Origin of the sequence: Gillisia limnaea DSM 15749 (genome assembly GCF_000243235.1) — a bacterium.
Lineage (GTDB): Bacteria > Bacteroidota > Bacteroidia > Flavobacteriales > Flavobacteriaceae > Gillisia > Gillisia limnaea.
Genome location: NZ_JH594606.1, coordinates 804,682 through 828,668 on the forward strand (window position 1 = coordinate 804,682; position 23,987 = coordinate 828,668).

Consider the following 23,987-nt stretch of genomic DNA (forward strand, 5'->3'; position numbering starts at 1 on the left):
CCCTCAAAAACAACCAGCCCTTATCGGAAACATTAAAACAGCAAGGATAAGGGTATAGGAAAAACCAAATTAATGGATGCTTTATCCAGGAACATATATCTGAAGCTTTCAATAATATGAGTAAGCGAATTGTATTCTGCGATCCAAGTATATTTTTCCTATCCTTCCTGACCTTCACTTAAGGGATATGAAAACACGAATATATACATAAAAAACTCAACACAAATCCTATTAAAAAGAACAGATCAGATTAGAGTTTTTGTTCATCTTTGTAATTAATGTTTTGCAGAGAAGAGTGGAGAAAACAAGAACGGTAAACAGTAAATACCAAATAGCAATCGGAAAACAATTTTCCTATATTTGAACAAGAAAAAACCAGAGAAAATGAATTAGGAAGTGGTATTTTGGAAACGGCCTTCTTTCTATTTCAAGCAGGTGTGGAGTTTTTTACAATAAACTTAGTAGAGGATCTGTTACAATAAAATTAATAATAAACTATGCACCTGGCCTTCCTCACCCCTGAATACCCCCACCCGCTCTCCACTTCATCTGGAGGATTAGGAACCAGCATCAAAAATATGGTTACTGCCCTTGCAGCAAAAGGGATTAAAGTTTCCATATTTATCTACGGCCAGTCAACAAATGAGATTTTTACTGAAGACGGAATAAAATTTCATTTGATAAAACAGCGAAAATATAAGTTCCTGGGCTGGTACCTGCACCGCAAATTTCTTCAGAATTACCTCAACGAAGCTATAATTCAGGACAAAATAAACGCCCTGGAAGCCGCGGACTGGACCGGAATTACTGCATTTATGAAACTCAAATGTCCGCTTGTGATTAGGATGAATGGCAGCGACACTTATTTTTGTCATCTCGAGATCCGGTCCCAAAAGAAAAAGAATTTCTGGTTTGAGAAACAAGCACTGCAGGGAGCAGACCATTTGCTTTCGGTAAGTAAATTCACCGCGGATAAAACCACTGAGCTCTTCGGCTTAAAAAAACAGGTAAAAGTAATTCCAAATTCTGTGGATGTAGCGCGTTTTATTCCGCAACCGGATAAATATGAACCAGGCGACATCCTTTATTTTGGAAGTCTGATAAGGAAAAAAGGCGTTTTGGAACTGGCAGCCATCTTTAATCTCATAGTCGCAAAAAAACCGGAGGCCAGGCTTCTCTTTGCGGGAAAAGACGTGAAAGATCAGCTCACCGGCCGTTCCACCAAACAATTGATCCTGGAGCAACTTTCTCCTGCAGCCATAAAAAACACAACCTGGCTGGGCGTGCTCCCTTATGAAAAGGTGCTGGCACAAATAGCCGCCGCAAATGCAGTAGTCCTCCCCAGCTTCGCCGAAGCCTTGCCCATGACCTGGATAGAAGCTATGGCGATGGAGAAAGCACTGGTGACTTCGGATATCGGTTGGGCAAAAGAAGTAATGACAGACGGGGAAACGGGTTTTACAGTAAATCCTAAAGATCATCAATTATATGCAGAACGAATTCTTCAGCTCTTAATGGATCCTGCCCTGGCTAAGAAAATGGGGGTTGCCGCGAGGGAGCGGGTTGTAAGGAAGTTTTCTACTGAGGTGGTGGTTGAGGAGAATATTAGGTATTTCAAAAAAGTAGTGAGTAATCAGAATTGAGTATTGAGGTTGTTGAGGGAAACTCCAAACATAATGCAACCTCCGGCTTACATAAGATTGCTTCAGTCGCTGGATTGCTTCAGTCGCAATGGCAGTCCTAAACAAGGTCGTTGAAAATGCTCCTTCAGAGAAAAACACAAATTGCACAAATTAAAACGAATTACGTAGATTAGTGGAAAACGCTAAACGGCCAAAGGCCAATGGTAAACGGTGTTTTATTCCATTTTTGGCCTGGCACTCATAAACCAAAAAGTCAATTTTTCATCATGCCCTTCATTTCTTTTGTTCTCCCAAAAGAAACGAAGCAAAGAAAAAGGCGCCTTTTTCAAGGAATTTTTAGGCAAAAATGCCAAAAACCGTGCAAAAAACCCCGCGTCGAACCGATTGAAAAAATCGGCTCTCCTGAATCTCGGGGTTTTTCCCACATATTCTGCGAAAAAGGGTTTTAAAAATTAACCTTCCGAATAATTGATATTCGATTTGAAGAGAGGTAAAACCGCAAGGATGGTTGTCACGGATGAAGTGGAAATTGGGGAGAGACCTAAAGCAGTGGAAGTTTTGCTTTTCAGTTGCCTGTTTTCGGTTTTCGGTTTTTGGTTTTCGGTTTTCGGTTTTCGGTTCACGGTTATAACGGTATACTCCCAGAAGAAACGAAGCAAAGAAAAAAGTTTTTAAAAAATCAAACTTCCGAATAATTGTAGGATTTCATTAAAAAAAGAAGTTCAGGAACTGATCAATACTACAGATGATATAAATGGTGAAGCCGTAAATAATGAACTGAATTAAAAGCTCCTATTCTATTTTAAACAAAACAACCTCCCTTTTTTAGAGCGGTTGTTTTGTTTTTGTGATTCTTTGCGCAAAGTGTTTGGAGATGCTTTTAAGGAATAGGCTCCTCATCCTGTAATACCGAATTTATCCTGGTTATAAGAAAATCCATTTCAAAGGGTTTGGCTATAAAATCATTGGCTCCTGCTTTTTTGCATTTATCTCCTGCATCATGCAGGGCAGACATCATTATAACCGGGGTATTTGCTGTAGCTTCATTTTTTCTAATCCCGGCACAAACATCGGTGCCATTAACTCCAGAGATAAGCATATCCAACAGGACAAGATCAATGTTGTTCTTCACTATCAAATCCTCAGCCTCGTCTGGTTTTTCGGTTACCGTAACCTGGTATTCATAAAATTCCAACAGGGTCTTCAACATTTCCCCTATTCCGGAATCATCATCTACAACTAATATTTTTTTACTATTTGTCATTTTCGGGATTTAACTGAGCTATTGATAAAATGAAAGAAAAATCGGAGCCCTTACCTTTTTTGCTTTTTACTGTTATGGTACCATTGTGCCTTTGAATAATCTCATTGGCAAGGTATAGCCCAATTCCAAATCCGGAATACGTGTCTTCACTTTTACCGCCTATGCGGTAAAATCGTTTAAATATATTGCGGTGATTCTTCTTATCAATTCCTATTCCATTATCGCTTACAATAACCGCCACCTGGTTATTTTTATGTTTTTGCACTTTAACCGCTATTTCCTGGCTGTCCGGGGAATACTTTATGGCATTGGTAATGAAGTTTATAAGTACCTGTCCTATCCTATCCTTATCGGCCTGCACATTGCACTTATAATCCTGGTGAACTTCAATATTATGCTGGGTATTGGTATAATTTATATCCTGTACGGTTTCGGATACCAAATCATTCAGGGAAAATATTTCCTTTTGAAGTTCCATTTTATTTTCCTCAATACGGGAAAGATCCAGCATTTCAGAAATCAATCTTGTTAATCTCTTGATTTGATGGTCCATTCGCCCCAAAGACTGTTCAAGAGGTAGGCCCTGTACCACTACCCCATCTCTTTTAAGCAAACTTAGTAATAACTGCACATATCCTTTAACGGAAGTTACAGGGGTTTTTAACTCATGGCTTACCATTTTAAGGAAATCACCTTTGCGTTTCTCTTCTTCTTTCAGTTTTTGAATTTCCGTATTGGTGCCAATCCACATTTTAATAGATCCATCCTCATTCATAACTGCTTCGGCACGCCTTAGATGCCATTTATATTTACCTTGTTTATTCATATACCGCAGTTCCATCTCAAAAGGATTTCCTGAATCCAAGGAAGCCTGCCATCTTTCCTGGAAAGTTTCGCTTTCTGATGGGTGAATAAAATTTATCCATCCTTTTTTTAATAATTCATTAGTATCCAGCCCGGTATAATCCAGCCAGTTCTGATTGAAATAAATAAAATTTCCTGCAGCATCTGTATTTGTAACCTTTGTAGGCATAAGGTCTGCCATTTGCCTGAAATGCGTCTCGCTCTCCTTTAACTGCATTTTAGATTTGATCAATTCTGTTACATCAACTGCCATGTTGAGGATCCCATAGATCTCTCCATTCTCATTGCGCAATGGTTTATATGTAAAATTAAAATATCCGGTTTGCATTTTCCCGTTGATCTCCAGGTCTACCTTATCTTCCTTACCCCAATATGTTTTTCCTGTGGTGAAAACCTCATCAAGTAAATCATGGAATGGCTGCCCTTCAAGTTCGGGCAATACTTCGCGAAGGGTTTTCCCTATCACATCCGGATTTTTACCCCAAAATTTGATCATGGCCTCATTAGCCAGTTCAATTTTCATTTCCTTCCCTACATAAATCCCTGTAGCAACAGTAGCCTCCTGTACAATATTTCTTATTCGGTGTTCACTCTCCCTTATCCGCTGCTCTTTCAATTTTTCCTCATGAACATCCATCACGGTCCCAACCATTCCTTCAAATTTCCCGTGCTCATTGAACTTTGGGCTTCCGCTGTCAATCACCCACCGATAATCCCCGTTTTTGTTTCTCAATCTAAAGGCAACACTATAGGCTTGTTGTTTTTCAGAGGCAGTCCTGAAAGCGTCCTCTGCCATGTCCATATCTTCGGGATGGGTGGCCTTTAACCATCCAAAACCTTCAGCCTCTCGTTCAGCCTGACCTGTATACCTGTACCAATTGTCATTTAAATAGACACTTTTCCCGTCTTCATTGGTAATCCAGATCATTGCCGGCACGGTATCAATGAGGTTTTGAAGTCTCTCCTCGCTATGCTCAAGAAGTTTTCGAGCTTCCACCTGTTCAGTAACATTGATGGCATGAACAAAGATCCCTTCAACTTCACCCCTGGCATTTTTGGTGGGTTGGTATACGAAATTTAGATAGGAATTCTTCAATTCTCCATTTCGACTTTCAAGGTTGATAGGAATTTCATTCCCAATAAAGGGTTCCCCTGTAGTATATACTTTGTTTAGCAAATCTAAAAACCCCTGGCTGGCAACTTCAGGAAGCGCTTCCTTCACGGTCTTTCCAATAATTTCACGATTTCCTACCAACTGCAAATAATTTTCATTGGCAACTTCAAAAACGTGTTTCGGCCCGCGCAGAGTACATATGTAAGCAGGTGCCTGGGAAAGGATGTCATTAAAAATTCTCATGAATTTTTTATCTCGTTTTGCGAGACCGGAAGCTGTTTTAGGCTTTTTACAGGAAAGCAGGATCACATTATTTCCCGTAGGAGTTTCCAGTTTACTGGCGTTAATAAGAAACGTCCTCTCAACTGTATTTGAGGTAAATATGGGAACCGGTATATTTTTCAATGGTTCCCCGGTTTTTTTAAGGTTTTCTAATTCCTGCCGTAGCACCTCAACATCAAACCGGCCTTTATTGAATTCAAAAACAGAGAGATCATGGGGAAGGTTTTCATCCAGCTTGAATTTATTGGAGAAATTTTTGTTCCAGCACAGGATCTTCAGATCCTCATCTAGTATAACCAGTGGTTCCCTAACTACATTTACAATCGTCCTTGCGAAATTTTCTATTTGCTCTCCTTTCAAACTGTCTCCGGTGTTATCCATTCTGTATCGTTAACCTTATTATCTCTAAGTGTTTTAAAATTTGCTAAGATATTATAATTCCCGTGTTCAAAATCTCCTTTTAGCATAGTTATAACCTTTGCAAATAAGTACGGGCTTCATCCCTCATTAGGGTTTAATCCTTGAAGCAAGCTAATTTCAAAATTTCAATCGCTCGCTAAAAATAACTCTTTACACAAAATAAAAATCAGAAATAAAAAGCTCCGCAGAGGTCCTGCGGAGCTTAAGAATTTATATAAAAAGGGACTAAGAATCCAAATCAAGTCCTACATCAATTCTGGCAACCAGATCATTCCAGTGATACCGCGTTAAATTGTCATTGGTCCTGTTCTTTTGCCTGTTGATATCCCGCTTCAATCGCTCCATTTCTCCGCGCATGAGAGCGATAATGTCAGTCTTTAATACTGCATCATTAGCATCTTCTTTCACTTTTTTCACATATTGGGCTGCGGCATCTACATAAGAGCGTTGCAAATTCCTGCGATAGGCATCGGCACTACGTCCGGCATATAATTCGCTAAAAATACCTTTTCTAAGGTCTTCCATCATTTCCAGCGGAGTATAGGCTTGTGTGGCATTTACCTGCTCGTTACTCACCATTCGTTTAAGTCGGTCCTCATCAAGCAACGCATTGAGTGACCTGGTTTGAAGATTTTGCACCCGCTCTATCGCTCCACCGGATTCTATACGATCCAGAAGCTCGTGATTTAGCAACCACTGCGGGGTGGTAAAAGCATGCGTATTCAGAAAATTAACGGCATCTTTCTGGGTGCTTTTGGGAACGCTGGTATATATTACACCTTCCTGATCGGATGTTTTTCTTGTTTCATATACCCCCCCTACATTGGTGATCACATGGGTTATATATCCTCTCCATAAATTTGTGAGTTCGCCATAAAGTTCATCGAGATCATCATATCCATACCCATCTTTTGCAGTCCACTCCATCAAATTAGGAACGACTTTCTTTAAATTGGCCAATCCGTATTCACTTGCCTTTACCTGGTCAGCACCCAGACTTTCCCTTTGAGACTGTGGATCTACTCTATCATAACCTCCGCCAAACTCATATATGGGATCTCCCGCCTTTTCAGCAATCCATTTATCCAGGGTTTTCTTTTCGTCTTTCATGCTAGTGGCCCCTGGTAAATACCTGTAACCCCAGTTAATGCTATACAGATCATACGGCCCCATCATCCTTATAAAACGAACATTTTTATCTTCAGGCTGTGCCACATAGTTTACACGGGCATAGTCCATAATAGAAGGAGTGAGTCCATATTTTTGTGTGAATTCTGCAGAGCGAAGGGAATCTGTTGGATAAGCTGAGCTGGCTTTCATATTATGCGGCAAGCCTAAGGCATGTCCCACTTCATGAGCGATCACCATGCGCATCATTTCACCAATTTCTGCCTCCGGGGTGTTCAAGGTCCTGGCATCCGGGTTTTGGGCTCCGGCCTCTATCATAAACCGGTTTCGATAAGACCGTAAATGATTATGGTACCAGATGATACTACTCCCTATAATTTCACCTGTTCGCGGATCGGTAACTGAAGGTCCGGTTGCATTCCGCGTAGTACTTGCAACATACCTTACCACTGAATATCGAACATCTTCCGGGCTAAATTCTGGATCTTCCTCTTTGGAAGGTGGGTCTTTTGCAATAATGGCATTTTTAAAACCTGCTTTTTCAAAGGCTACATTCCAGTCCTCGATCCCTTTTTTGAAATAAGGTCTCCATTTCTCGGGCGTGGCGGGATCCAGATAATAAACAATAGGTTTTACCGGCTCCACCAGTTCTCCTCTTTTATACGCTTCAACATCCTTAGGTTCCAGTCTCCATCTTCTTATAATCTCGTAATCATCTGATTTAAGCTCTTCAGAATCATAGTCATATTTTTTAGTGGTGAACCAACCTACCCTGTAATCGGCCAATCTTGGCTGCATCATATCCTCCGGAAGGAGTACCATAGATTGATTCATCAAAAGAGAGATCGTTCCGGCCTGCCCCCTTTCCGGTGGCTCCTCTGCTTCGTAGGTCATAACGTGTTTAACCTCTACATTTTTAGGGAAAGAATTCGCAGATTCTATATAAGACCGATTGGAATCCAGCTTTTTCACTTTGTAGCGTTTCTTTAAAGCGGGGGAAATTCCATTTATCGCATCAATATCATTTTCAAATAAGGAATTCACCTCAACTACCACGGCAGTAGAATCCCGATTATATGCCGAAATTTTTGTGCTATATAGTATGGGGAAAAAGTTATTGGCAACTACCGATTGATAGATAGGAGATTCCTCATCGCTCTGGTTTTCAAAACTGATGATCTTCATATCCACGCTTTGTCCCCTTTTGGTCCATCGAACCACCTGTTCATTTACTTTGGATCCGGCGTTCACATATCCCCCACCAAAACCTGATGGCACTTTGGCTATCCGACTCACCAGGAGCATGTCTTTCTCCAGTAAATTCAGCGGAATTTCAAAATACAGTTTATCCCCTACGAAATGGGTAGTAAATAAGCCTTCATCGCTTTTTGCTTCCGAAGTAATTACCTCCTTATAAGATTTTAGAGTTCCATTGGTTATTTTGGGAGTTGAAATCTCTGCCGATTGGTTTTTATTTTGGTTTCCGGCAATTTGGCCCTGGCTTTGACAGCCCAGACTTATAACCGCGAGTAAACCTATGACCGATACTCTTTTTAACATAACTTTCTAATTTTTGGGACACAAGATAAGAAAACCTTCTGTAAAGGTCCCCGTTTCAGGTTTTCAGTTTTTGGTTCTCGCTTTTCGTTTTTCAGTTAAACAGCAAACGCTAAACTCCGTACAGCAATCAGTAAACGTTAAACGGCCGAAGGTAAACAAGCAAACAGTTTTAGCCACCTCTAGTGGGTTGGAGGTGCCGGGAAAAAAGTATGGAAAAAAGCCGAAGGCAAACGGCAAACGCTGAACGCTGAACGCTGAACGCTAAAAGTTAAAAAGCCGAAGGCAAACAGCATAAAGTTGAAAATGAAGCAGATATACTGTATATTTAAAGCAAATTTGTTGTTATGGCGATTAAAAAAGATGACACCTCAGCGGGTACCAAGATGTATAACCCAAAGAAAAGCATTCAACGAGCAAGGGGAAGTAAGGCTGGAAGGCCGACGTGGCGCATAAAAGTTACCGAAGAGGAATATGTTTGGGCTACTAAGATGGATCGGGTAACTATTATTAGAAAAGGACTTCCTTATGAGTCTATTGAAGTTATAAGCCAAAGAGCCGGTTTACCTATAAGACATGTTTTAAGCTTATTTGGCATCCCGCAAACTACTTATAACAAGAAAAAGAGGGACAAAGATCTACTTAGTGGAAGAGACAGTGAAGTGGTACTGGTGCTTACGGAGTTACTGGATTTCGGGTTAGAGGTATTCAATAATGAAGCGGAAAAATTTCAACGTTGGCTAAAAAAACCTAATATTTCGTTAGGGAGCGCTACTCCGGAAAACCTGTTTGATTCGTTAACGGGGATTCAGGAGGTTAGAAACAGCCTCAATAGACTGGAATACGGAAATCTGGCTTAATGAGGGTATATAGAATTGAAAGGGAAAAATACCTGGACACCACTTTAAAAGGAATTGGAGCCGCATTAATGGAAGGTTTTCGCTGGAATAGTCTCAACACCTATTTGGTTTACACTTCAGAATCCCGTGCACTTGCAACTTTAGAAGTAGGGGTTCATTTAGACCTCAGTGAAGATTTACCTACTGATAGATTTTACGTGGAAATAGATATTCCCGATGATGTGGCAATTCTTGAATTAAGAGCAGAAGACTTACCGGAAAACTGGGATGCAAAGCCTCCAATTCTTGAAACACAATTTATAGGGGATGATTTTGTTAAAGATGCTCCTGCGGCCGTCCTTAAGGTTCCAAGTTGTATTATTCCACCCGAATTCAACTACTTAATCAATCCTAATCATCCTGATGCAAAAAAAATTACTGTATTCGCTCATGGGTCGATAAATTTCGATCAAAGGTTTAAAAAGTAAACAGAAAACAGCCGAAGGCCAGCGCTAAACAGAAAACGCTGAACGGCAAACAGTAAACGTTAAACAGCCGAAGGCAAACAGCAAACGGTTAACCAAACCCAGTCATTTCGAAATGAGCTTGTCATTGCTATCACGATTTTTGTATCTGGAGAAGCAATCTGGCGATTGAGATTTCTCGTCGCTTTAGCATCTATACTTAAAAAAATTCTGTAGAAAACTTAATCCTTGAAGCAAGCTGATTTCAGACTATAAATCGCTCGCTCGAAATGACACTTGCTCATAAACAATAATTCATTGTTTTATTCCATTTTTGGCCTGGCATTGCTAAATCCCAAAGTCGTTTTCGGTTTTCGGCTCTCGGTTTTCGGCTCCCGGTTATAACAGTAAACACCAAACATTAAACGTTAAACAGCCGTAGGCCAATGGTAAAAGGAAAACGATAAACTCTGAACGCCAAACGGTTTTGGGTTTCGACCAATATAGGTTGTAGGTTAAAATCCTAATAGAATATTGAATATTAAAAAAGGAACGTTTGACGTTGGTAAGTAGTGGTATATGATTATAAGAATGATACTATTAAAAGAGAAACTATTCGCTAGTTCAATTTCCCAAATGGAGATCTACTGTATTTTAATCTTCATTCACCGGCCAAATCAATTATTTTTTCGAATAACCGGTCGCTAAATCTGAAGTCGGTTAATTAGATTTTGTCGATTACCGGTTTTACTGATTTTATTAATCCCGTTTGCTTTGCTTTTAGGATCACTCCAAAAGTTCCCGAAAATTTTAGATTAAGGCGTTCTGCAATTTTTCTTCCTTTTAGCTCATCCAGAATTAAAATTGAATCCTGTATTTCCATAGAAAGTGCTATTGCACTTGCCTCACCTTGGTCAAGATCTAATTCCAGGATTTTTTGATATTGGGTGTTTTCCGGCTTTGAAACTAATACCCATTCAGGAAGGGGTTGACCATATTCCGAATGAATTACAGGAGTAACATAAATCTTATTACTAATTCCTCGCAACAATTCGAGTTCCTCAATTTTGCTGAGAATTATTAAACAGCTGGTATCCAAAATAAGATTAGAACTGAGCTGCATCCCTGCTTATATCAGAAGGAGAATAATTGATGAGGGAAACATTATAATCTTTGAGGATTTCCGAAAAAGCTATTTTTGATAATCCGGCAAGCTCAGCTGCCTGACCTAGAGAAAGCTTACCAACTTCATATAATTTGGCGGCTAAAAACCTTTTAGCTTCTTTCTCATTGAGATCTATATTCTCGGGGATTTCTAATATCAACTTTTTCATATTCTAAATTTAAGCTTTTTATTTTTAATAATTGACGGCAAACGGTTGTCAGTTCCTTCACTTCGAGTGTTTTTTCCTGAACGAAAGAGAAGAAAAAAATGTATCGAGAAATGCTTACAAGTTCAGATCTTCCGATTTTCGGTTACCTGTTCCCGGTTCACGGTTCACGGTTATAACGGTAAACACCAAACAGTAAACGGTAAACAACCGAAGGCCAACGGTAAACAGTGTTTTATTCCATTTTAGGCCTGGCACTCATAAACCCAAAAGTCAATTTTTCATCATGCCCTTCATTTCTTTTGTTCGCCCAAAAGAAACGAAGTAAAGAAAAAGGCGCTTTTTTCAAGGAATTTCTGCGAAAAAGGTTTTAAAAATCAAACTTCCGAATAATTGATATTTGATTTGAAGAGAGGTAAAACCGAAAGGATGGTTGTCACGGATGAAGTGGAATTTGGGGAGAGACCTAAAGCAGTGGAAGTTTTTGGTTTTCGGCTGCCTGTTTTCGGTTTTCGGTTCACGGTTATAACAGTAAACACCAAACATTAAACGTTAAACAGCCGTAGGCAAACGGTAAACCGCGTTTCATTCCATTCTTGGCCGGACACTTTAAACCCAAAGTCAATTTTTCATCATGCCCTTCATTTCTTTTGTTGCTCAAAACAAACGAAGCAAAGAAAAAGGAAGAAATATTTACTGTGCAAGATATCCTCCATCTATAGGATAATAAGCTCCGGTGGCAAAAGAAGCCCTATCACTGGCAAGCCAAAGAAACATTTGAGCTACTTCAAGAGATTCCCCAAGCCTTCCTATTGGGTGCGCACTCACCAATTGATCTAACATCTCCTCGTCTAGACTTTCCAGCAAGGAGGTTTTAATAAAGGCAGGACCTACGGAATTTACCCGTATTCCTTTGGATGAATATTCCAGGGCAGCCGTTTTGGTAAGCCCCACCAACCCGTGTTTGGCCGCTACATACGCCGAGCTATTGGCAAAACCCACGCTTCCAAGAATAGAGGATACATTGATAATGGAACCACTTCCATTTTTAAGCATCGCCGGGATTTGATACCGCATCCCATAAAAAACCCCGGAAAGGTTTATTGCGATCACTTTATCCCAATCTTCAATAGCGTATTCGCCTATAGGGGATTGAGCTCCGCCAATTCCGGCATTATTCACTGCAATATCCAGTTTCCCGAATTTCTCAACGGCTTTTTCGACGCTTTTTTGAGAATCGGAAGGATTAGAAGTGTCCGCCTTAATAAATATAGCCTCTCCTCCCTGTTGTTTGATCTTTTCCAGAACTTTATTTCCGTTTTCCTCGTCAATATCGGTTAAAACAACTTTTGCGCCTTCTTTGGCAAAAAGTAAGGCGGTGCTCTCCCCTATTCCCGCAGCAGCGCCCGTAATTAATGCAACTTTATCCTTTAATTCCATAGTATTAAAATTTATTTGATTTATATTTTTTTCAGATTCATGGAAATTAAGGAATTTGAATTTTAGCTACTATGAGAAAAGTCAGGAAAAATTAATTTTGTCTAACTTTCGGCCAAATCAAGCACCTACATGAAGCGTTTTCTATTTTTAATCATTATTTCTTTTAGTCTGAATCTTAGTTTTGGACAGGAAAAGAACCTTCCATCCGGATTTGTGTATGTAAAAGAAATGATTCCCGATATCGTTTTGGAAATGCGATATGCCGGCAACCATAATTTTATTGGAAAACCCATCAACGGATATCAACAACCGAAAGCCATTCTTACAACAGCTGCCGCAGAAGCTTTAAAAAAAGTCCAGATCGAATTAGAGAACCAGGGATATTGTTTGAAAATTTTCGATGCCTACCGACCTCAACGCGCAGTTAATCATTTTATAGAATGGGCACGCAATCCCAAGGATGCAATCATGAAAGCAACATTCTATCCGGGAATAGACAAAAAGGATCTTTTCAGCCTGGGTTATATTTCCACGAGATCCGGTCATTCCAGGGGAAGCACGGTAGACCTCACGCTTATTGATGCAAACACCGGGGAAGAAATCAACATGGGAGGCAGTTATGATTTCTTCGGCGAAATCTCACATCATGACAGCACACAGATCACTTTAGAACAAAAAGAAAAACGGGAGTTGTTGAAACAAACCATGAGCAAACATGGTTTCCGCTCCTATCTTCAGGAATGGTGGCATTATACCTTACGAATAGAACCTTATCCCGATACCTATTTTGATTTTGAGGTGGAGTAAATCAAGAACTTCGGGGTAAGCCCGGCCGAACGGTACGGGTGGGCCCACGGTATGTCCCGATTGCTATCGGGAGGAAAATATTTTTAAAAACTCGAGGCATCCCGACGAGCTATCGGGACGGGGAACCTGCCCGAAGGTCAGGCGGGTTAAACCCTCAATGAGGGATTAAAATTCAACATCTTTATTTTTCAATATAAAGGCATCTCTATTTCCTGCTAGAAGTACATATTTGTGTTTTGGTGACACCTTTCTGCTTTCAATAACATAATAGTCGATTTAGGCTGATGCAGTATCTGGAGTTTTTGTGAATTTTAACGGGAGGTCTTTTTATTTTTGTTTTTATATATCAGTATCTTTAGGTAAAATTACTACTGATGATTTTACTTTTACAATCCAATGGAGAAACCATTGTCAATTCCCTGGAAACATATTATAAAAAATTACTTATTGCGCTACCGCGTATCGCAATGGGAATTTTAGTTGTTATTTTGGGAATATTGTTCGCGCAGTTACTTACCAATTTATATAAAAGACGGATCCAAAAAAAAGCAGAAGATCCTTTAATGGCGAGGTTTTTGGCTCAGGCAATAAAAATTATACTCGTCATTATTGCCATTATGCTCGCACTGCAAGTTGCAGGTTTGAATGGAATTGCTACAGGTCTTTTGACAGCCGTTGGTGGGGGAGCCATTATTTTGGGTTTCGCTTTTCAGGATATTGGAAAAAATTTTTTGGCAGGGATTATTTTAGCCTTCAACAGGCCCTTTAATATTAACGATACCATTAAGATTGACGATATTTTCGGAAAAGTGAGAGCGCTGAGTTTTCGGTATTCACATATAAAAACTTTTGATGGGAGGGATATCTATATTCCCAACAGTGATGTGCTTACCAAACCGGTTGCCAATTATACTGCCGATGGTTTTTATAGGGTGGATTTTGTTGTGGGCATTGGTTATGAAGACGATATTGAATCTGCCAAAAAAGTAATTCAGGAAATTTTAGATGCCAACAAAGAAATTGTCCGCGATAAGTTCCACGAAAATTTTGTGATAGAGAACGAACTCGCCGCCAGTACCGTAAACCTAAAAGTTTTCTTTTGGGTGGATACATTCGATTACCGGCGGGCATCCCTGGTATTAAGAGGCATAATAATACGTGAGGTAAAACAAGAATTGGTAAGTAGAGGCTTTAATCTTCCTGCCGATATCAAGGAACTTAAAATTTATGGAACTGAAGATGCCATTGCGGTTAAGATTCGGCACGAGGATGATAAAGGGAACAGGAAAAACAATGTGAAGGACAACCTATAATGACCCATATTTGGTGAGAACTATAACAGGGTGAACCAACTGGTTTATGGGCGTATCATGCGTGGTTTCGAATATGATAAAACCAAAAAAAACCCTGATAATCAAGCGATTAACAGGGTTTAAAGTACTCGGAGCGGGACAAGAAACCCCCTATTTTAACACTTTTACAACCCCCTGTAAAATCTCAATAACCTTCTGTATTTACTCACTTACCCAACAATAACAAAGCCTTACACCGTATTAAAGAAATTGAATAGAATTGAATAGTATCTTAATTTCCTTTGTCAAGTATTTGCCAAGTCCAAAAATTAGACTACTTTAGTATTGTTCAAATGTTCAATACTTCAATCTTCAAATATGGCAACGGTAAATTTTAGAATTCGCAGTAAAGCAAATAGACCTGTATCAATTTTCATTTATGTATCATTAGAAGTTGGGAATGTAATTTCTACACCCTCAGGTTTTAATGTACTCCCTAAAGATTGGAGCACTACCACAAAAAGACCTAAACAAAATTCCGAAGGCAATAAGAAAACCTTTAGTGAATTGAACAAACTTCAAAAATTCATTTATGATGAGGTTAACACCGCACAATCAAAAGGGCAATTAATAGACGTACACTGGTTAAAGGATAAAATAGACCTTTGCTTCGACCGGGTAAATAAAACGGATCACAGCCTGTTAATTAACCATACCCAGTACATAATTGATAATGCCAACACCCGTAAAATTACAGGCAGCAATAAAATTGGTATATCTCAACGCCGGGTAACTGGTTACAAATCTTTCAAAAAGGTAATGGAGGTTTACGAAAAGGAAACAAAAAAGAAAATCCAATTACAGGACATAAACAAACCCTTTGTTGACAAGTTTACTAACTGGTTAATGAATAAAAAAAACTACTCCACTAATTACGCGGGTAAGATTTTGGACAACCTTAAAACCGTTTGTTTAGATGCTGAGAAATTAGATATAAAAGTTAACCCGTATGCAAAGCAAATAACAGGCTTTAGAGAGCAAAATAACGATAGGTTTATAATTACCCTATCATTTGAAGAACTGGAGCAAATACGTACTGCAGAAATAGAATCAGAAGCCTTAAAGAACGCGCGCAACTGGTTGTTATTAGGTTGTGAAATAGGACAAAGGGCAAGCGACCTTTTAAAACTTTCCCCGGACAATTTGAGGTATAAAGGCAACCGCATTTATTTTGATATTGAACAACAAAAGACAGGCAAATTTGTAACCGTTGGGGTAATTGCTCCGCACGTTATTGATATTGTAGAAAATAACTTTCCTTACCCTATCTCACAGCAAAAACTAAATAAGCATATTAAGGATGTTTGTGAACTTGCTAAAATTGAAGAAATGGTAAAAGGCAGTAAATATGATAAAAAGACCGGGCGTAAAAAGTTAGACGTTTACCCAAAATATGATTTAATAACCTCGCATACCTTTAGAAGATCCTTTGCGACAAACTATTATAAGAAAATACCAACCGCAGTATTAATAGGGATTACAGGACATTCAAAAGAAAGTTTATTCCTGGAATACATTAACAGGCGCGAAGATAAAGACCTTAACGCGGATCTATTTATGAAGTTCTATGAAACACTACACCAGGACAAAGAACCGCAGTTAAAAGTAATTAGAAACGCATCCAATCAATAAAGAAAATGACCTTAAAGGAAATAAAAATCTATTTACAGAACAGGGATAATTACACCAAAGAAGAAAGAAAAATTATCAGAGAGAAATTACTAAAATCAATAAATAACTAAAAACTTAATTATGAAAATTTCCCCCTTAAACCATTTAAAAAAACAGGATTACCAAAAAGAGGTTATAATTAATAATCTAATCAAAGAACGTAAGGCAAATAACCTACCTATAACATTTAGTAGGGAAACCATAGAAACCTTTGTAAATAACCACCTTTAATTTAAATAACAAATATGAGAATTTCCCCCGATTCACCAACAATGAAACTTTACCAGGAGTTTACCACCTTTAATTTTTACTGGGATAGTTACACCATAGAGGAAAGGAAAAAATTAAATAAAGACTTTATGCAGAAATTATATGAATTAGGTTAACCAAATACATACCCTTCAACAGGGAAACTATTAGAAAACTCCTTAAATACCAACCTTAAAATAACAATTATGAAAATTTCCCCCGACTTATCAATAGATAAACTTTACCAGGAGTACGCAACTTTCAAATATTATTGGGATAGTTACACTACTGAAGAGAGAGAAAAGTTACTTAAAGACTTCAAACAAAGGCTTTATCACTTAGGTTAACCAACTCCACACCCTTTGCACCTCAGCAAGGGGTTTTTAGTATATTAGCAACGGCAACGAATTAAACCTGTTCAAATGGAAAATAAATCTGAAGACTTAATACCAGTACTTGATTTAGAAAAAATCAAAGCAAACAATTATAAAAATTTAGATTGTCTACACCCCTATTATAGAAAACATCTTTTACTCCGCTTAGCATATTCTTTAGATTTACCTCTTTATACTCGTTATAGCACCTTTGAAGGGAAAAGTTCTGAGTTTATAAAGGAAATTGAAATTGTAGACCCTATAGAACGGAAAGAGGTTTACAGAATTGGAATGGCAATGATGACATTTATGGATTCCCAGTACAAAGAACCTATAAAAATTCCAACGGTACATAGATTATTATATACAGAAGGTTTAAAATTTATAGAGGTTGTACCTACATTGTCAAGAAAAATAAAAGTTTTAAAGGCGTTAATAGAGCATGTCTATATCAAAGAAACAAAAAATACTTTTCATAAGAATGTTTTTGAAGATGTTAGGTTGAATCTTGTTGTCAAACTTGAATCCTTTGAAAAATTACTTTCACTTCAAAATAAAAAGCAGGAGAAAGAAAAAACAAACGATTTACCTTACAAAATAGCACTATTAAAAGAAATAGGCTTTTTTGATTTACCATTACTTAAAAACTTAACTGGCAATAAAAAAAGAGAAGTAGTTGCTCAGTTAATTGGGGGTACAGATAGGCAAATTAAAGGGAATATTAATGTTCTCAACCCTCAAAGTATGGATGACAGAACAAGATACACCTCTTTTACTTATGAAGATGAGGTAAAAAGATTTGTTTCCCGTTTATTCAATACATAGGGCGTATAAACAGGCGCACGCCCCACCTTCAAACGCATTGATATTTGTTGAAATTAAAACTTTCAGCAATGAGCAACGTAACACAACTACACAACGCAACCCCGGAGCAAATAACAGATGCTATCCTACAAGGGGTTAAAGAGCAATTAGATCAACTTAAAAAGGAATACCAACCCAAAGAGCCGGAGGAATATCTTTCACGTGCTGAGGTTGCTAAATTGCTTAAAGTCGATATTTCAACAATACACAATTGGGGCAAAGCCGGAAAACTTCAAAGATTTGCTTTAGGGAACAGGATTTATTTTAAGCGTTCTCAAGTCGAAAGTGCAATAATTCAACTTTAATCTTCTGAATTATGGCAACGATACCAACACCCACCGTTCACAGTTATATAGAAATTAACCATGGTAAATTTGCAGAGGTTAAACACTACGAACTCAAAGAGGTTACCAACGGCAACCCGATTTTATCCAACCTAATAAACGTAAGTAAAAACCGCAATTTTGCAAGATCAAACCCGGATTACTGGTTAAAAATTAGAGAAGGTAAGAAATGGATCAACCCGGCATTAACTGGTTTATTTAAAACCTCCACCCCTTTAATTTATTACGGAGATCACAACGACAAAAAGAATCTTATAATAGTTAGATTTTCTGCAAATGCAGAGGAAGTTATAATCTATTACTTTAAAGATTACTATACCCGCGATTTAAAGCCTTTAATAGGCGCAACCGTTAGATAACAACACCCTAAGCATACCTAAGTATTAAAACAAAAAAAGAGGGGCGTTCAACCCCCTCTAAATTGTTCAAATGTTCGGGAATACGGCAACGCATACCCACAACTCAAATATAAGAAATTAATTGGTTGACTTCGTAAAATTACTAATCAAAGATTATGACCCCCTAAAATTAGAGGGTAATAGGTATTTAGATTTTTACGATAATATAAACTTGGAAACTGGAGAGATTAAAACCATTAATAAAAAAGGTAAAAGGGTAACTCCACACAAACAAGCCTATTATAAAGACCTGGACTTTAGGATATATGAAACAGGTACTATAACAATAGCAGGTAGTTTACATAAGTACTACAATGCAGGAGGTCACAATTATAACGATTTTGATTTTAACGCATTTTTAGGGGTTTTAAAGGACTTACAAAAGAAATTCAACTTAGACCTAAACAAATGTATTTTAAGGCAATTAGAGGTAGGTATAAACGTTGTGCCACCTAAACCAACTAATGAGATACTGGAATATAGTTTTTTACACAAAACAACCCCTTTTGAATTTAAATACAATTCAGATGAGGGAAAGTATTTACAGGCAAAACATAGCCAGTACATTATTAAATTTTACAATAAATACCTGCATTACAAAAAAGCCTTTTTAGTTGAAACCGAAATAATGCGTTTTGAAATTAAGTACACTAAAATGAAAAAGGTAAATGCAAAAGGAATATTCACCTTACAGGATTTAGCCGACAAAGGTTTGTATTTGTTCAAAGAAGATCTTTTACAGGAATGGAATAACGTTTTGTTTTATGACTGTACAATTAACCATAAAAGTAAGGTTTTAGACAATTACAATAACCCTATATACTGGAATAGGCAACTTCAAAAGAAAAGCCATTCAGCCTATTATAAACACCGCAGAAAGTTATCCGAATTAACCGCAAATCATTCTGAAAACCTTCAGGAACAAATAAGAAATATAATGAGTGAAAAGGTTGACTTTTTAAATGGCAGGGGTACACGTTTTGACAGTTTATATATAGGGTCAATTCCTGTACCCCCACTTCAAGAAATTACAGCCAAAATAAACAACGTTTGTCAGGTTACCAGTCTGAATATTTCAATGCAAAGGGATGACAGTTTTTTACTATCCCACACAGGATTAAACTACTATTACAAAACAGATAAAAAGATATTTGAGGAAGTGAAAAGAAAGTATCTTTCAAAGACTTGGTAAAAGGCAGATCACAAAACCCAGATAAAACAAATTGCTAAGAATATTAGGCATACCAGAACCAACAGACAAAACAAGCAGGAAAGATTATACCCACCCGGGCAACCTTTATTATTTGACTTAGCAGTTTAGAAATTAAACCATTTTACATAAGCCTAACCGTTACATTCATTGTTAACAAATGCTAACATTCAAAATTATGTGTCTGAACTCATAACCGTTGCATTCAATTATTTCAAAACAATAATCATTAATAATCTTTTTTAATTATGGCACACGTTTTTAAAACTAAAATAATAACAACTAACTAAAACTTAAAACTATGTTTAATAACAGGCGCAAATACTCCCTTAGTTCACCACTTGGAAAAATAGATTTAAAAATGGATCCTATGGGGTGGGATAAAACAGAAACCGAAATAGGCAGAAGCGAAAAAACATACGGGATCTTCTTAACGGTTTCCAATAACTTAGAATTTACAGGGAAGGCAAAGGAGTTTTTAGAACTTAACTGGAATACTTTTGGCGTACAGGCAGAGGTTACTCTAATCAAATGGGAAAAGCATCCAATTAGTGATGAGTGGTTGTTATCCTATACAGGGGAATTAGATTTTTCTACCAGAGAGGTAAAGGATAATAAATTTAAAATAGATGCAATAGAGGGAGGTTTAAGAGAGGTTTTCACTTCTCAATTAAAAGAAAAATATGAGTTAAACCGAAAAGAAGATATTAACGGTGAGCCTATAACCCCTCTTTCACCTTCCCAAATAACCATCGCAGGCAGGGAAATATACCTATTAAGCCGATTTGTAGAGCGAGATTCGCAGTTCACTACAAAAAGCGGGCGATGGAGTTCAATAAATGAAGATAGAGAATCCTTTCATCCATTCCCGGTAAACCCAATAGCAAATTCAGATACTTTAAACATCACACCCCCGTATGAAAGTTATAAAGCGGAGGAAAGATGGGATGATAAAAGCACCATTAATATGTTTTTTGCTATCGCAGACAGGGATAGAGGTATAACAAAATTCAAAGGTTCAGCATCCTTTAAAGTGAGCAGCCGGGATGTGAGTAGGGTAAACGAATACAATTTTAAATTTGTGGTTTTCAGTTTTACAAGCGATGAAGATGGATCTAACTTAACAAGAGATTTAACGCCTGTTTTTCAGCAAAATCTTGGAGGTTTACCCGCTGTGGGATCTGAATTTACAGTAACCTTGCCAGAGATAACACTAGAGCCTAAGAAGAACGAAAGTTATGCAATGGGGCTTTATTCTGTAGGTCAATACGGTGGACCTATCCAGCCCCCAACATTTGACGGGTGGGCAAATATAACTTTTTCAGACTTCAAAGCCAGTTTCACTTGGGCTGAGGATTCATTTTATCAAAGAACAAATTCTAAGTTTCTTACTGCTTATGAAGTAGGTAAAAGATTAATTGAGATATACACCGGAAAACCAAAATTCATTAGTAGTACTTTACAAAAGGATGAATACCCGGCTTTGGGTTTTTCTTGTGGAGGTTGGATAAGGAACCTTCAGAAAGTAGATGAGGAAGATAATATCATAGAATGGCCGTTAACCCTTTCCTTTGAGGACTATTTTAGGAGCATAGATGCAATAGAACCAGTTGCCTATGGTATCGTGACTAAAGGAGCAAAGCAATTTGTTAGACTAGAGAAAAGAAGGTTTTTCTTTCAGCCTTATATTACTATTAGATTAGGTCTAGGATCCAAATACATAAGAACAACGGCTGGAGATTTCATCTACTCATCTTTCACTACAGGCTATACTCAGGGAGGGAATTATGAAAAACCCCTTGGATTAGATGAACCAAATATTCAAACAACATTCATTTCCCCAATAACCAAAACGGATAATAAATATGAGGCACTAGGCACAAGCCGGGCAGATAGTTATGCCGTTGAGGATGCCAGGAGGATGCAGTATGAGAATTTCCCCGATGAAGATACACCCTACGACAAAGATAATTTTTTGTTAGATGCTAAGTTTAGAACCCGATCCAACCTAAAAGACTATTATGACTTGAGGTTATGGCAGGATGACTTTGAGCAGGTGCCGACAGGAATATATTCCCCGGAAACAGCCTTTAATTTACGCCTTAGTCCTGCTAATAACCGTAACAGGCACGCGTACTGGTTTAATTGTGGTTTAATGAATGACCCAACTAAAAAAATAAGATATGCCAGCAGCGAAGGGAATAGCGAGTTAAAAACAAAATTGCCAGGGAAACCAGAAGTAAAAGAAAATGAAGACGTTATAATACAGGATCTTTCAAACCCTATTTTTTCCCCTGACTGGATAGAATTTGAATATCCCCGCAATCAGGAATTAATCGACCTTTTACAAAGCACCACTGAGATAAACGGAGAGGAAATAAACAACTATTACGGCTTAGTAGAGTTCATAAATGAGAATGGGAACAAAGAGAGAGGATATATCTTTGATGTGAAAATTAAAAATGTAATTTCCTTTAAACTTTTAAAGAGTTACGGGTTTTAAATAATCAATTCTTTATTTGTTTTAATCAAACGTTTTTCAAGTGATTAGGTTACATTTTCCGACCAATACGCGCGCGCGCATGAGGAAGAGTTCTCTTACATAGTAAAAAAGGGCAGAATCGGAGCAATACGCGCGCGCATGAGGAGCCAATCAAATGATTGTTATTCGAACACTAAAAAAGGAAGACTTTGTAACGGTCAAAAATCTAAAAAAAGTTTATCGAAGACTTTACGCGCGTATGAATAATTATAAATCGTTTATTTTAAAGACTTTTTGGGAATCATTACGCGTGAGTAAAATCTAAGTTTTTAACACGATAAAAAAGAATAGGATTACAACAAGATTACAACAGGGATTATTAAAAGGTCAACCCTAAGGTTACCCAAAGGATTGATAAATGATTTAATGCGTATTTAAACCGATAATAACGGTAAGAATACGGTAAGGACTAACCTAAGATTACCTAAGTTTTAACGGTCGATAAACGGTCGAAAAGATGTAGATTTTATAACGTTCTAACACGCGCACTTGGAACGATTGAAAATTAATAAAAGATAAACCTTTAAGTGACCATTACCCGCGCGTGAAACATCTATAAATTAAATAGGTGAAGTTTTTTGGGGTCTATACGCGCGGGAGTAGGTTACTGATTTTAGGACTAATATACCCTAAGGTATAACAGCCGGGAAACAGCGATAGAACTTGTCAAAACTTGTCAAGGTTTAGTCAAGGGTATAACGGCAAGATTACGGCAAGGACTAACCTAAGATTACCTAAGTTTTAACGGTCGATAAACGGTCGAATAACAGTTGAGAAACAGCGATAAAACAGTGATAGGACTTGTCAAAACTTGATATTCAAAATTGATTATTCAAGTTTAATTAATTAAAAGTTTTTTATTTCTTAACCTGTATGTAAGGAACTGGACGAATTGAACTACCTAAAAGAATTTAGTAACCGATAATTACGGTTAATAACGGTAAGGTTGCGGTAATTTGTTTTTTCATATATTTGGGTTTAACCTCCCTACACTAAAAAACCACAAATGAAAAAGATCCTTTTATTACTATTTTTAACCGTTATGTCCTGTTCTACTGAAGATGAATCGGAAAACCAGGCATTGTGTTGCGGCACTCCTATTGCAGAAATCATAGAAAGTTATCATAAAATGTACGGTGAAGTTCTTGAAAATGGAACTTTTACAGAAGCAAGGAGAAGGGAAATTATAGCAGAATATAATGATAGGATAGAAAACCCCTGCGAAAGCCATATAAGATCCCTGGAAAATGCCGGGGCATCGTGTGAGAATCCTAATTAATTACGAATAACACTACTATTTAGCCACTTCTAGCGAGGTGGTTTTTTTGCTTTAGAACAATTAATTAATCTTTTATTAATTATTGAAACTATGCCAGGAGCAAAAAGTAGTAAATAATTAGAATTCTTATTTAGAATGATTATAAACAAGCGTGAAACTCATTTTATTTGTCAAGTATTTGTCAAGTAAGCATAAAAAAACCTGTAAAGCCTTATAAATAAAGCATATACAGGTTTTCTAAGTACTCGGAGCGGGACTTGAACCCGCACGACCGTTGCTGATCATTGGATTTTAAGTCCAACGTGTCTACCAATTCCACCATCCGAGCATAGACATTTATTTTGAGCAAAAAACGCCCCAATAGCTATCGGGGAACCCGCGAACCTCAGAGTTATTTTCTATCTCTTCCTTCCAGAGCGAAAAACGGGATTCGAACCCGCGACCTCCACCTTGGCAAGGTGGCGCTCTACCAACTGAGCTATTTTCGCAAATTTAAAGAACTTTCACGCCTTAAAGGCGATGCGCAACTGTTTATTGCGGTTGCAAATTTA

18 protein-coding genes and 2 tRNA genes are annotated in these 23,987 nt (G+C 37.8%); 12 read left to right on the forward strand and 8 right to left on the reverse strand.

Annotation, left to right across the window (positions count from 1 at the left end):
* Window positions 1-497 precede the first annotated feature (497 nt).
* Window positions 498-1,643: a glycosyltransferase family 4 protein gene (locus tag GILLI_RS05325; RefSeq protein ID WP_006988088.1), complete on the forward strand. Its 1,146-nt coding sequence runs from the start codon at window positions 498-500 to the stop codon at window positions 1,641-1,643.
* 880 nt (window positions 1,644-2,523) lie between these two features.
* On the opposite strand, the gene GILLI_RS05335 is transcribed toward GILLI_RS05325, so the two are convergent.
* From GILLI_RS05335 to GILLI_RS05345, 3 genes are all read right to left on the reverse strand, one after another.
* Window positions 2,524-2,907, reverse strand: coding sequence for a response regulator (locus GILLI_RS05335; protein WP_006988089.1), 384 nt, complete (start codon window positions 2,905-2,907; stop codon window positions 2,524-2,526).
* Complete coding sequence (locus GILLI_RS17620) at window positions 2,897-5,548, reverse strand: PAS domain S-box protein (RefSeq protein WP_006988090.1); 2,652 nt, start codon at window positions 5,546-5,548, stop codon at window positions 2,897-2,899. The genes GILLI_RS05335 and GILLI_RS17620 overlap by 11 nt, the downstream gene beginning before the upstream one ends.
* A 264-nt stretch (window positions 5,549-5,812) precedes the next feature.
* Window positions 5,813-8,275, reverse strand: a complete 2,463-nt coding sequence (locus GILLI_RS05345) for a zinc-dependent metalloprotease (RefSeq protein WP_006988091.1) — start codon at window positions 8,273-8,275, stop codon at window positions 5,813-5,815.
* A gap of 344 nt (window positions 8,276-8,619) precedes the next feature.
* Here GILLI_RS05345 and parS point away from each other — a divergent pair, with 344 nt between their 5' ends.
* Together parS and GILLI_RS05360 are read left to right on the forward strand one after the other, a co-directional pair.
* The gene (gene parS, locus GILLI_RS05355; RefSeq protein ID WP_006988092.1) at window positions 8,620-9,132 is read left to right on the forward strand and encodes a type II RES/Xre toxin-antitoxin system antitoxin; all 513 of its coding nucleotides are present in this window, start codon (window positions 8,620-8,622) and stop codon (window positions 9,130-9,132) included.
* A complete protein-coding gene (locus GILLI_RS05360) occupies window positions 9,132-9,599 on the forward strand; it encodes an RES family NAD+ phosphorylase (protein ID WP_006988093.1) in 468 nt (155 codons plus the stop codon). Before parS ends, GILLI_RS05360 begins: the two co-directional genes overlap by 1 nt.
* Window positions 9,600-10,299: 700 nt before the next feature.
* Here the strand turns inward: GILLI_RS05360 and GILLI_RS05365 are convergent.
* The 3 genes from GILLI_RS05365 to GILLI_RS05375 form a co-directional block, all read right to left on the reverse strand.
* Window positions 10,300-10,698, reverse strand: a complete 399-nt coding sequence (locus GILLI_RS05365) for a PIN domain-containing protein (protein ID WP_006988094.1) — start codon at window positions 10,696-10,698, stop codon at window positions 10,300-10,302.
* A complete protein-coding gene (locus tag GILLI_RS05370) occupies window positions 10,682-10,909 on the reverse strand; it encodes a UPF0175 family protein (protein ID WP_006988095.1) in 228 nt (75 codons plus the stop codon). Before GILLI_RS05370 ends, GILLI_RS05365 begins: the two co-directional genes overlap by 17 nt.
* Window positions 10,910-11,599: 690 nt before the next feature.
* The gene (locus GILLI_RS05375; protein ID WP_006988096.1) at window positions 11,600-12,346 is read right to left on the reverse strand and encodes an SDR family NAD(P)-dependent oxidoreductase; all 747 of its coding nucleotides are present in this window, start codon (window positions 12,344-12,346) and stop codon (window positions 11,600-11,602) included.
* A 129-nt stretch (window positions 12,347-12,475) separates the two neighbouring features.
* On the opposite strand from GILLI_RS05375, the gene GILLI_RS05380 reads away from it, so the two are divergent.
* From GILLI_RS05380 to GILLI_RS05420, 9 genes are all read left to right on the forward strand, one after another.
* Window positions 12,476-13,153, forward strand: a complete 678-nt coding sequence (locus tag GILLI_RS05380; RefSeq protein WP_006988097.1) for a M15 family metallopeptidase — start codon at window positions 12,476-12,478, stop codon at window positions 13,151-13,153.
* A gap of 374 nt (window positions 13,154-13,527) precedes the next feature.
* Window positions 13,528-14,466, forward strand: a complete 939-nt coding sequence (locus tag GILLI_RS05385) for a mechanosensitive ion channel family protein (protein WP_006988098.1) — start codon at window positions 13,528-13,530, stop codon at window positions 14,464-14,466.
* 357 nt (window positions 14,467-14,823) lie between these two features.
* A complete protein-coding gene (locus GILLI_RS05390; RefSeq protein ID WP_006988099.1) occupies window positions 14,824-16,137 on the forward strand; it encodes a tyrosine-type recombinase/integrase in 1,314 nt (437 codons plus the stop codon).
* A 710-nt stretch (window positions 16,138-16,847) separates the two neighbouring features.
* Complete coding sequence (locus GILLI_RS05395) at window positions 16,848-17,624, forward strand: hypothetical protein (RefSeq protein WP_006988104.1); 777 nt, start codon at window positions 16,848-16,850, stop codon at window positions 17,622-17,624.
* A 68-nt stretch (window positions 17,625-17,692) separates the two neighbouring features.
* On the forward strand, window positions 17,693-17,968 hold the full coding sequence (locus tag GILLI_RS05400) for a helix-turn-helix domain-containing protein (protein WP_006988105.1): 276 nt from the start codon (window positions 17,693-17,695) through the stop codon (window positions 17,966-17,968).
* Window positions 17,969-17,979: 11 nt separating this feature from the next.
* Complete coding sequence (locus tag GILLI_RS05405) at window positions 17,980-18,366, forward strand: hypothetical protein (RefSeq protein ID WP_006988106.1); 387 nt, start codon at window positions 17,980-17,982, stop codon at window positions 18,364-18,366.
* A 121-nt stretch (window positions 18,367-18,487) separates the two neighbouring features.
* Window positions 18,488-19,597 carry a hypothetical protein gene (locus GILLI_RS05410; protein WP_006988107.1) on the forward strand — a complete coding sequence of 370 codons (1,110 nt, stop codon included), beginning with the start codon at window positions 18,488-18,490 and terminating at the stop codon, window positions 19,595-19,597.
* Between the two features lie 319 nt (window positions 19,598-19,916).
* On the forward strand, window positions 19,917-22,118 hold the full coding sequence (locus GILLI_RS05415; protein ID WP_006988108.1) for a hypothetical protein: 2,202 nt from the start codon (window positions 19,917-19,919) through the stop codon (window positions 22,116-22,118).
* Between the two features lie 1,045 nt (window positions 22,119-23,163).
* A complete protein-coding gene (locus GILLI_RS05420) occupies window positions 23,164-23,436 on the forward strand; it encodes a hypothetical protein (protein ID WP_006988109.1) in 273 nt (90 codons plus the stop codon).
* Between the two features lie 242 nt (window positions 23,437-23,678).
* On the opposite strand, the gene GILLI_RS05425 is transcribed toward GILLI_RS05420, so the two are convergent.
* Window positions 23,679-23,764: transfer RNA gene (locus GILLI_RS05425), tRNA-Leu, on the reverse strand.
* 87 nt (window positions 23,765-23,851) lie between these two features.
* Window positions 23,852-23,924, reverse strand: a tRNA-Gly gene (locus GILLI_RS05430).
* Window positions 23,925-23,987 lie beyond the last annotated feature (63 nt).

What these genes read in the sequence shown, in the direction of transcription:
- GILLI_RS05390 (WP_006988099.1), top strand. Translation starts at nt 14,824, where the DNA reads ATGGCAACGGTAAATTTTAGAATTCGCAGTAAAGCAAATAGACCTGTA.
- GILLI_RS05345 (WP_006988091.1), bottom strand. Translation starts at nt 8,275, where the DNA reads ATGTTAAAAAGAGTATCGGTCATAGGTTTACTCGCGGTTATAAGTCTG.
- GILLI_RS05385 (WP_006988098.1), top strand. Translation starts at nt 13,528, where the DNA reads ATGATTTTACTTTTACAATCCAATGGAGAAACCATTGTCAATTCCCTG.
- GILLI_RS05375 (WP_006988096.1), bottom strand. Translation starts at nt 12,346, where the DNA reads ATGGAATTAAAGGATAAAGTTGCATTAATTACGGGCGCTGCTGCGGGA.
- GILLI_RS05325 (WP_006988088.1), top strand. Translation starts at nt 498, where the DNA reads ATGCACCTGGCCTTCCTCACCCCTGAATACCCCCACCCGCTCTCCACT.
- GILLI_RS05395 (WP_006988104.1), top strand. Translation starts at nt 16,848, where the DNA reads ATGGAAAATAAATCTGAAGACTTAATACCAGTACTTGATTTAGAAAAA.
- GILLI_RS05400 (WP_006988105.1), top strand. Translation starts at nt 17,693, where the DNA reads ATGAGCAACGTAACACAACTACACAACGCAACCCCGGAGCAAATAACA.
- GILLI_RS05415 (WP_006988108.1), top strand. Translation starts at nt 19,917, where the DNA reads ATGTTTAATAACAGGCGCAAATACTCCCTTAGTTCACCACTTGGAAAA.
- GILLI_RS05380 (WP_006988097.1), top strand. Translation starts at nt 12,476, where the DNA reads ATGAAGCGTTTTCTATTTTTAATCATTATTTCTTTTAGTCTGAATCTT.
- GILLI_RS05405 (WP_006988106.1), top strand. Translation starts at nt 17,980, where the DNA reads ATGGCAACGATACCAACACCCACCGTTCACAGTTATATAGAAATTAAC.
- GILLI_RS17620 (WP_006988090.1), bottom strand. Translation starts at nt 5,548, where the DNA reads ATGGATAACACCGGAGACAGTTTGAAAGGAGAGCAAATAGAAAATTTC.
- GILLI_RS05370 (WP_006988095.1), bottom strand. Translation starts at nt 10,909, where the DNA reads ATGAAAAAGTTGATATTAGAAATCCCCGAGAATATAGATCTCAATGAG.
- GILLI_RS05365 (WP_006988094.1), bottom strand. Translation starts at nt 10,698, where the DNA reads ATGCAGCTCAGTTCTAATCTTATTTTGGATACCAGCTGTTTAATAATT.
- GILLI_RS05420 (WP_006988109.1), top strand. Translation starts at nt 23,164, where the DNA reads ATGAAAAAGATCCTTTTATTACTATTTTTAACCGTTATGTCCTGTTCT.
- GILLI_RS05335 (WP_006988089.1), bottom strand. Translation starts at nt 2,907, where the DNA reads ATGACAAATAGTAAAAAAATATTAGTTGTAGATGATGATTCCGGAATA.
- GILLI_RS05360 (WP_006988093.1), top strand. Translation starts at nt 9,132, where the DNA reads ATGAGGGTATATAGAATTGAAAGGGAAAAATACCTGGACACCACTTTA.
- parS (WP_006988092.1), top strand. Translation starts at nt 8,620, where the DNA reads ATGGCGATTAAAAAAGATGACACCTCAGCGGGTACCAAGATGTATAAC.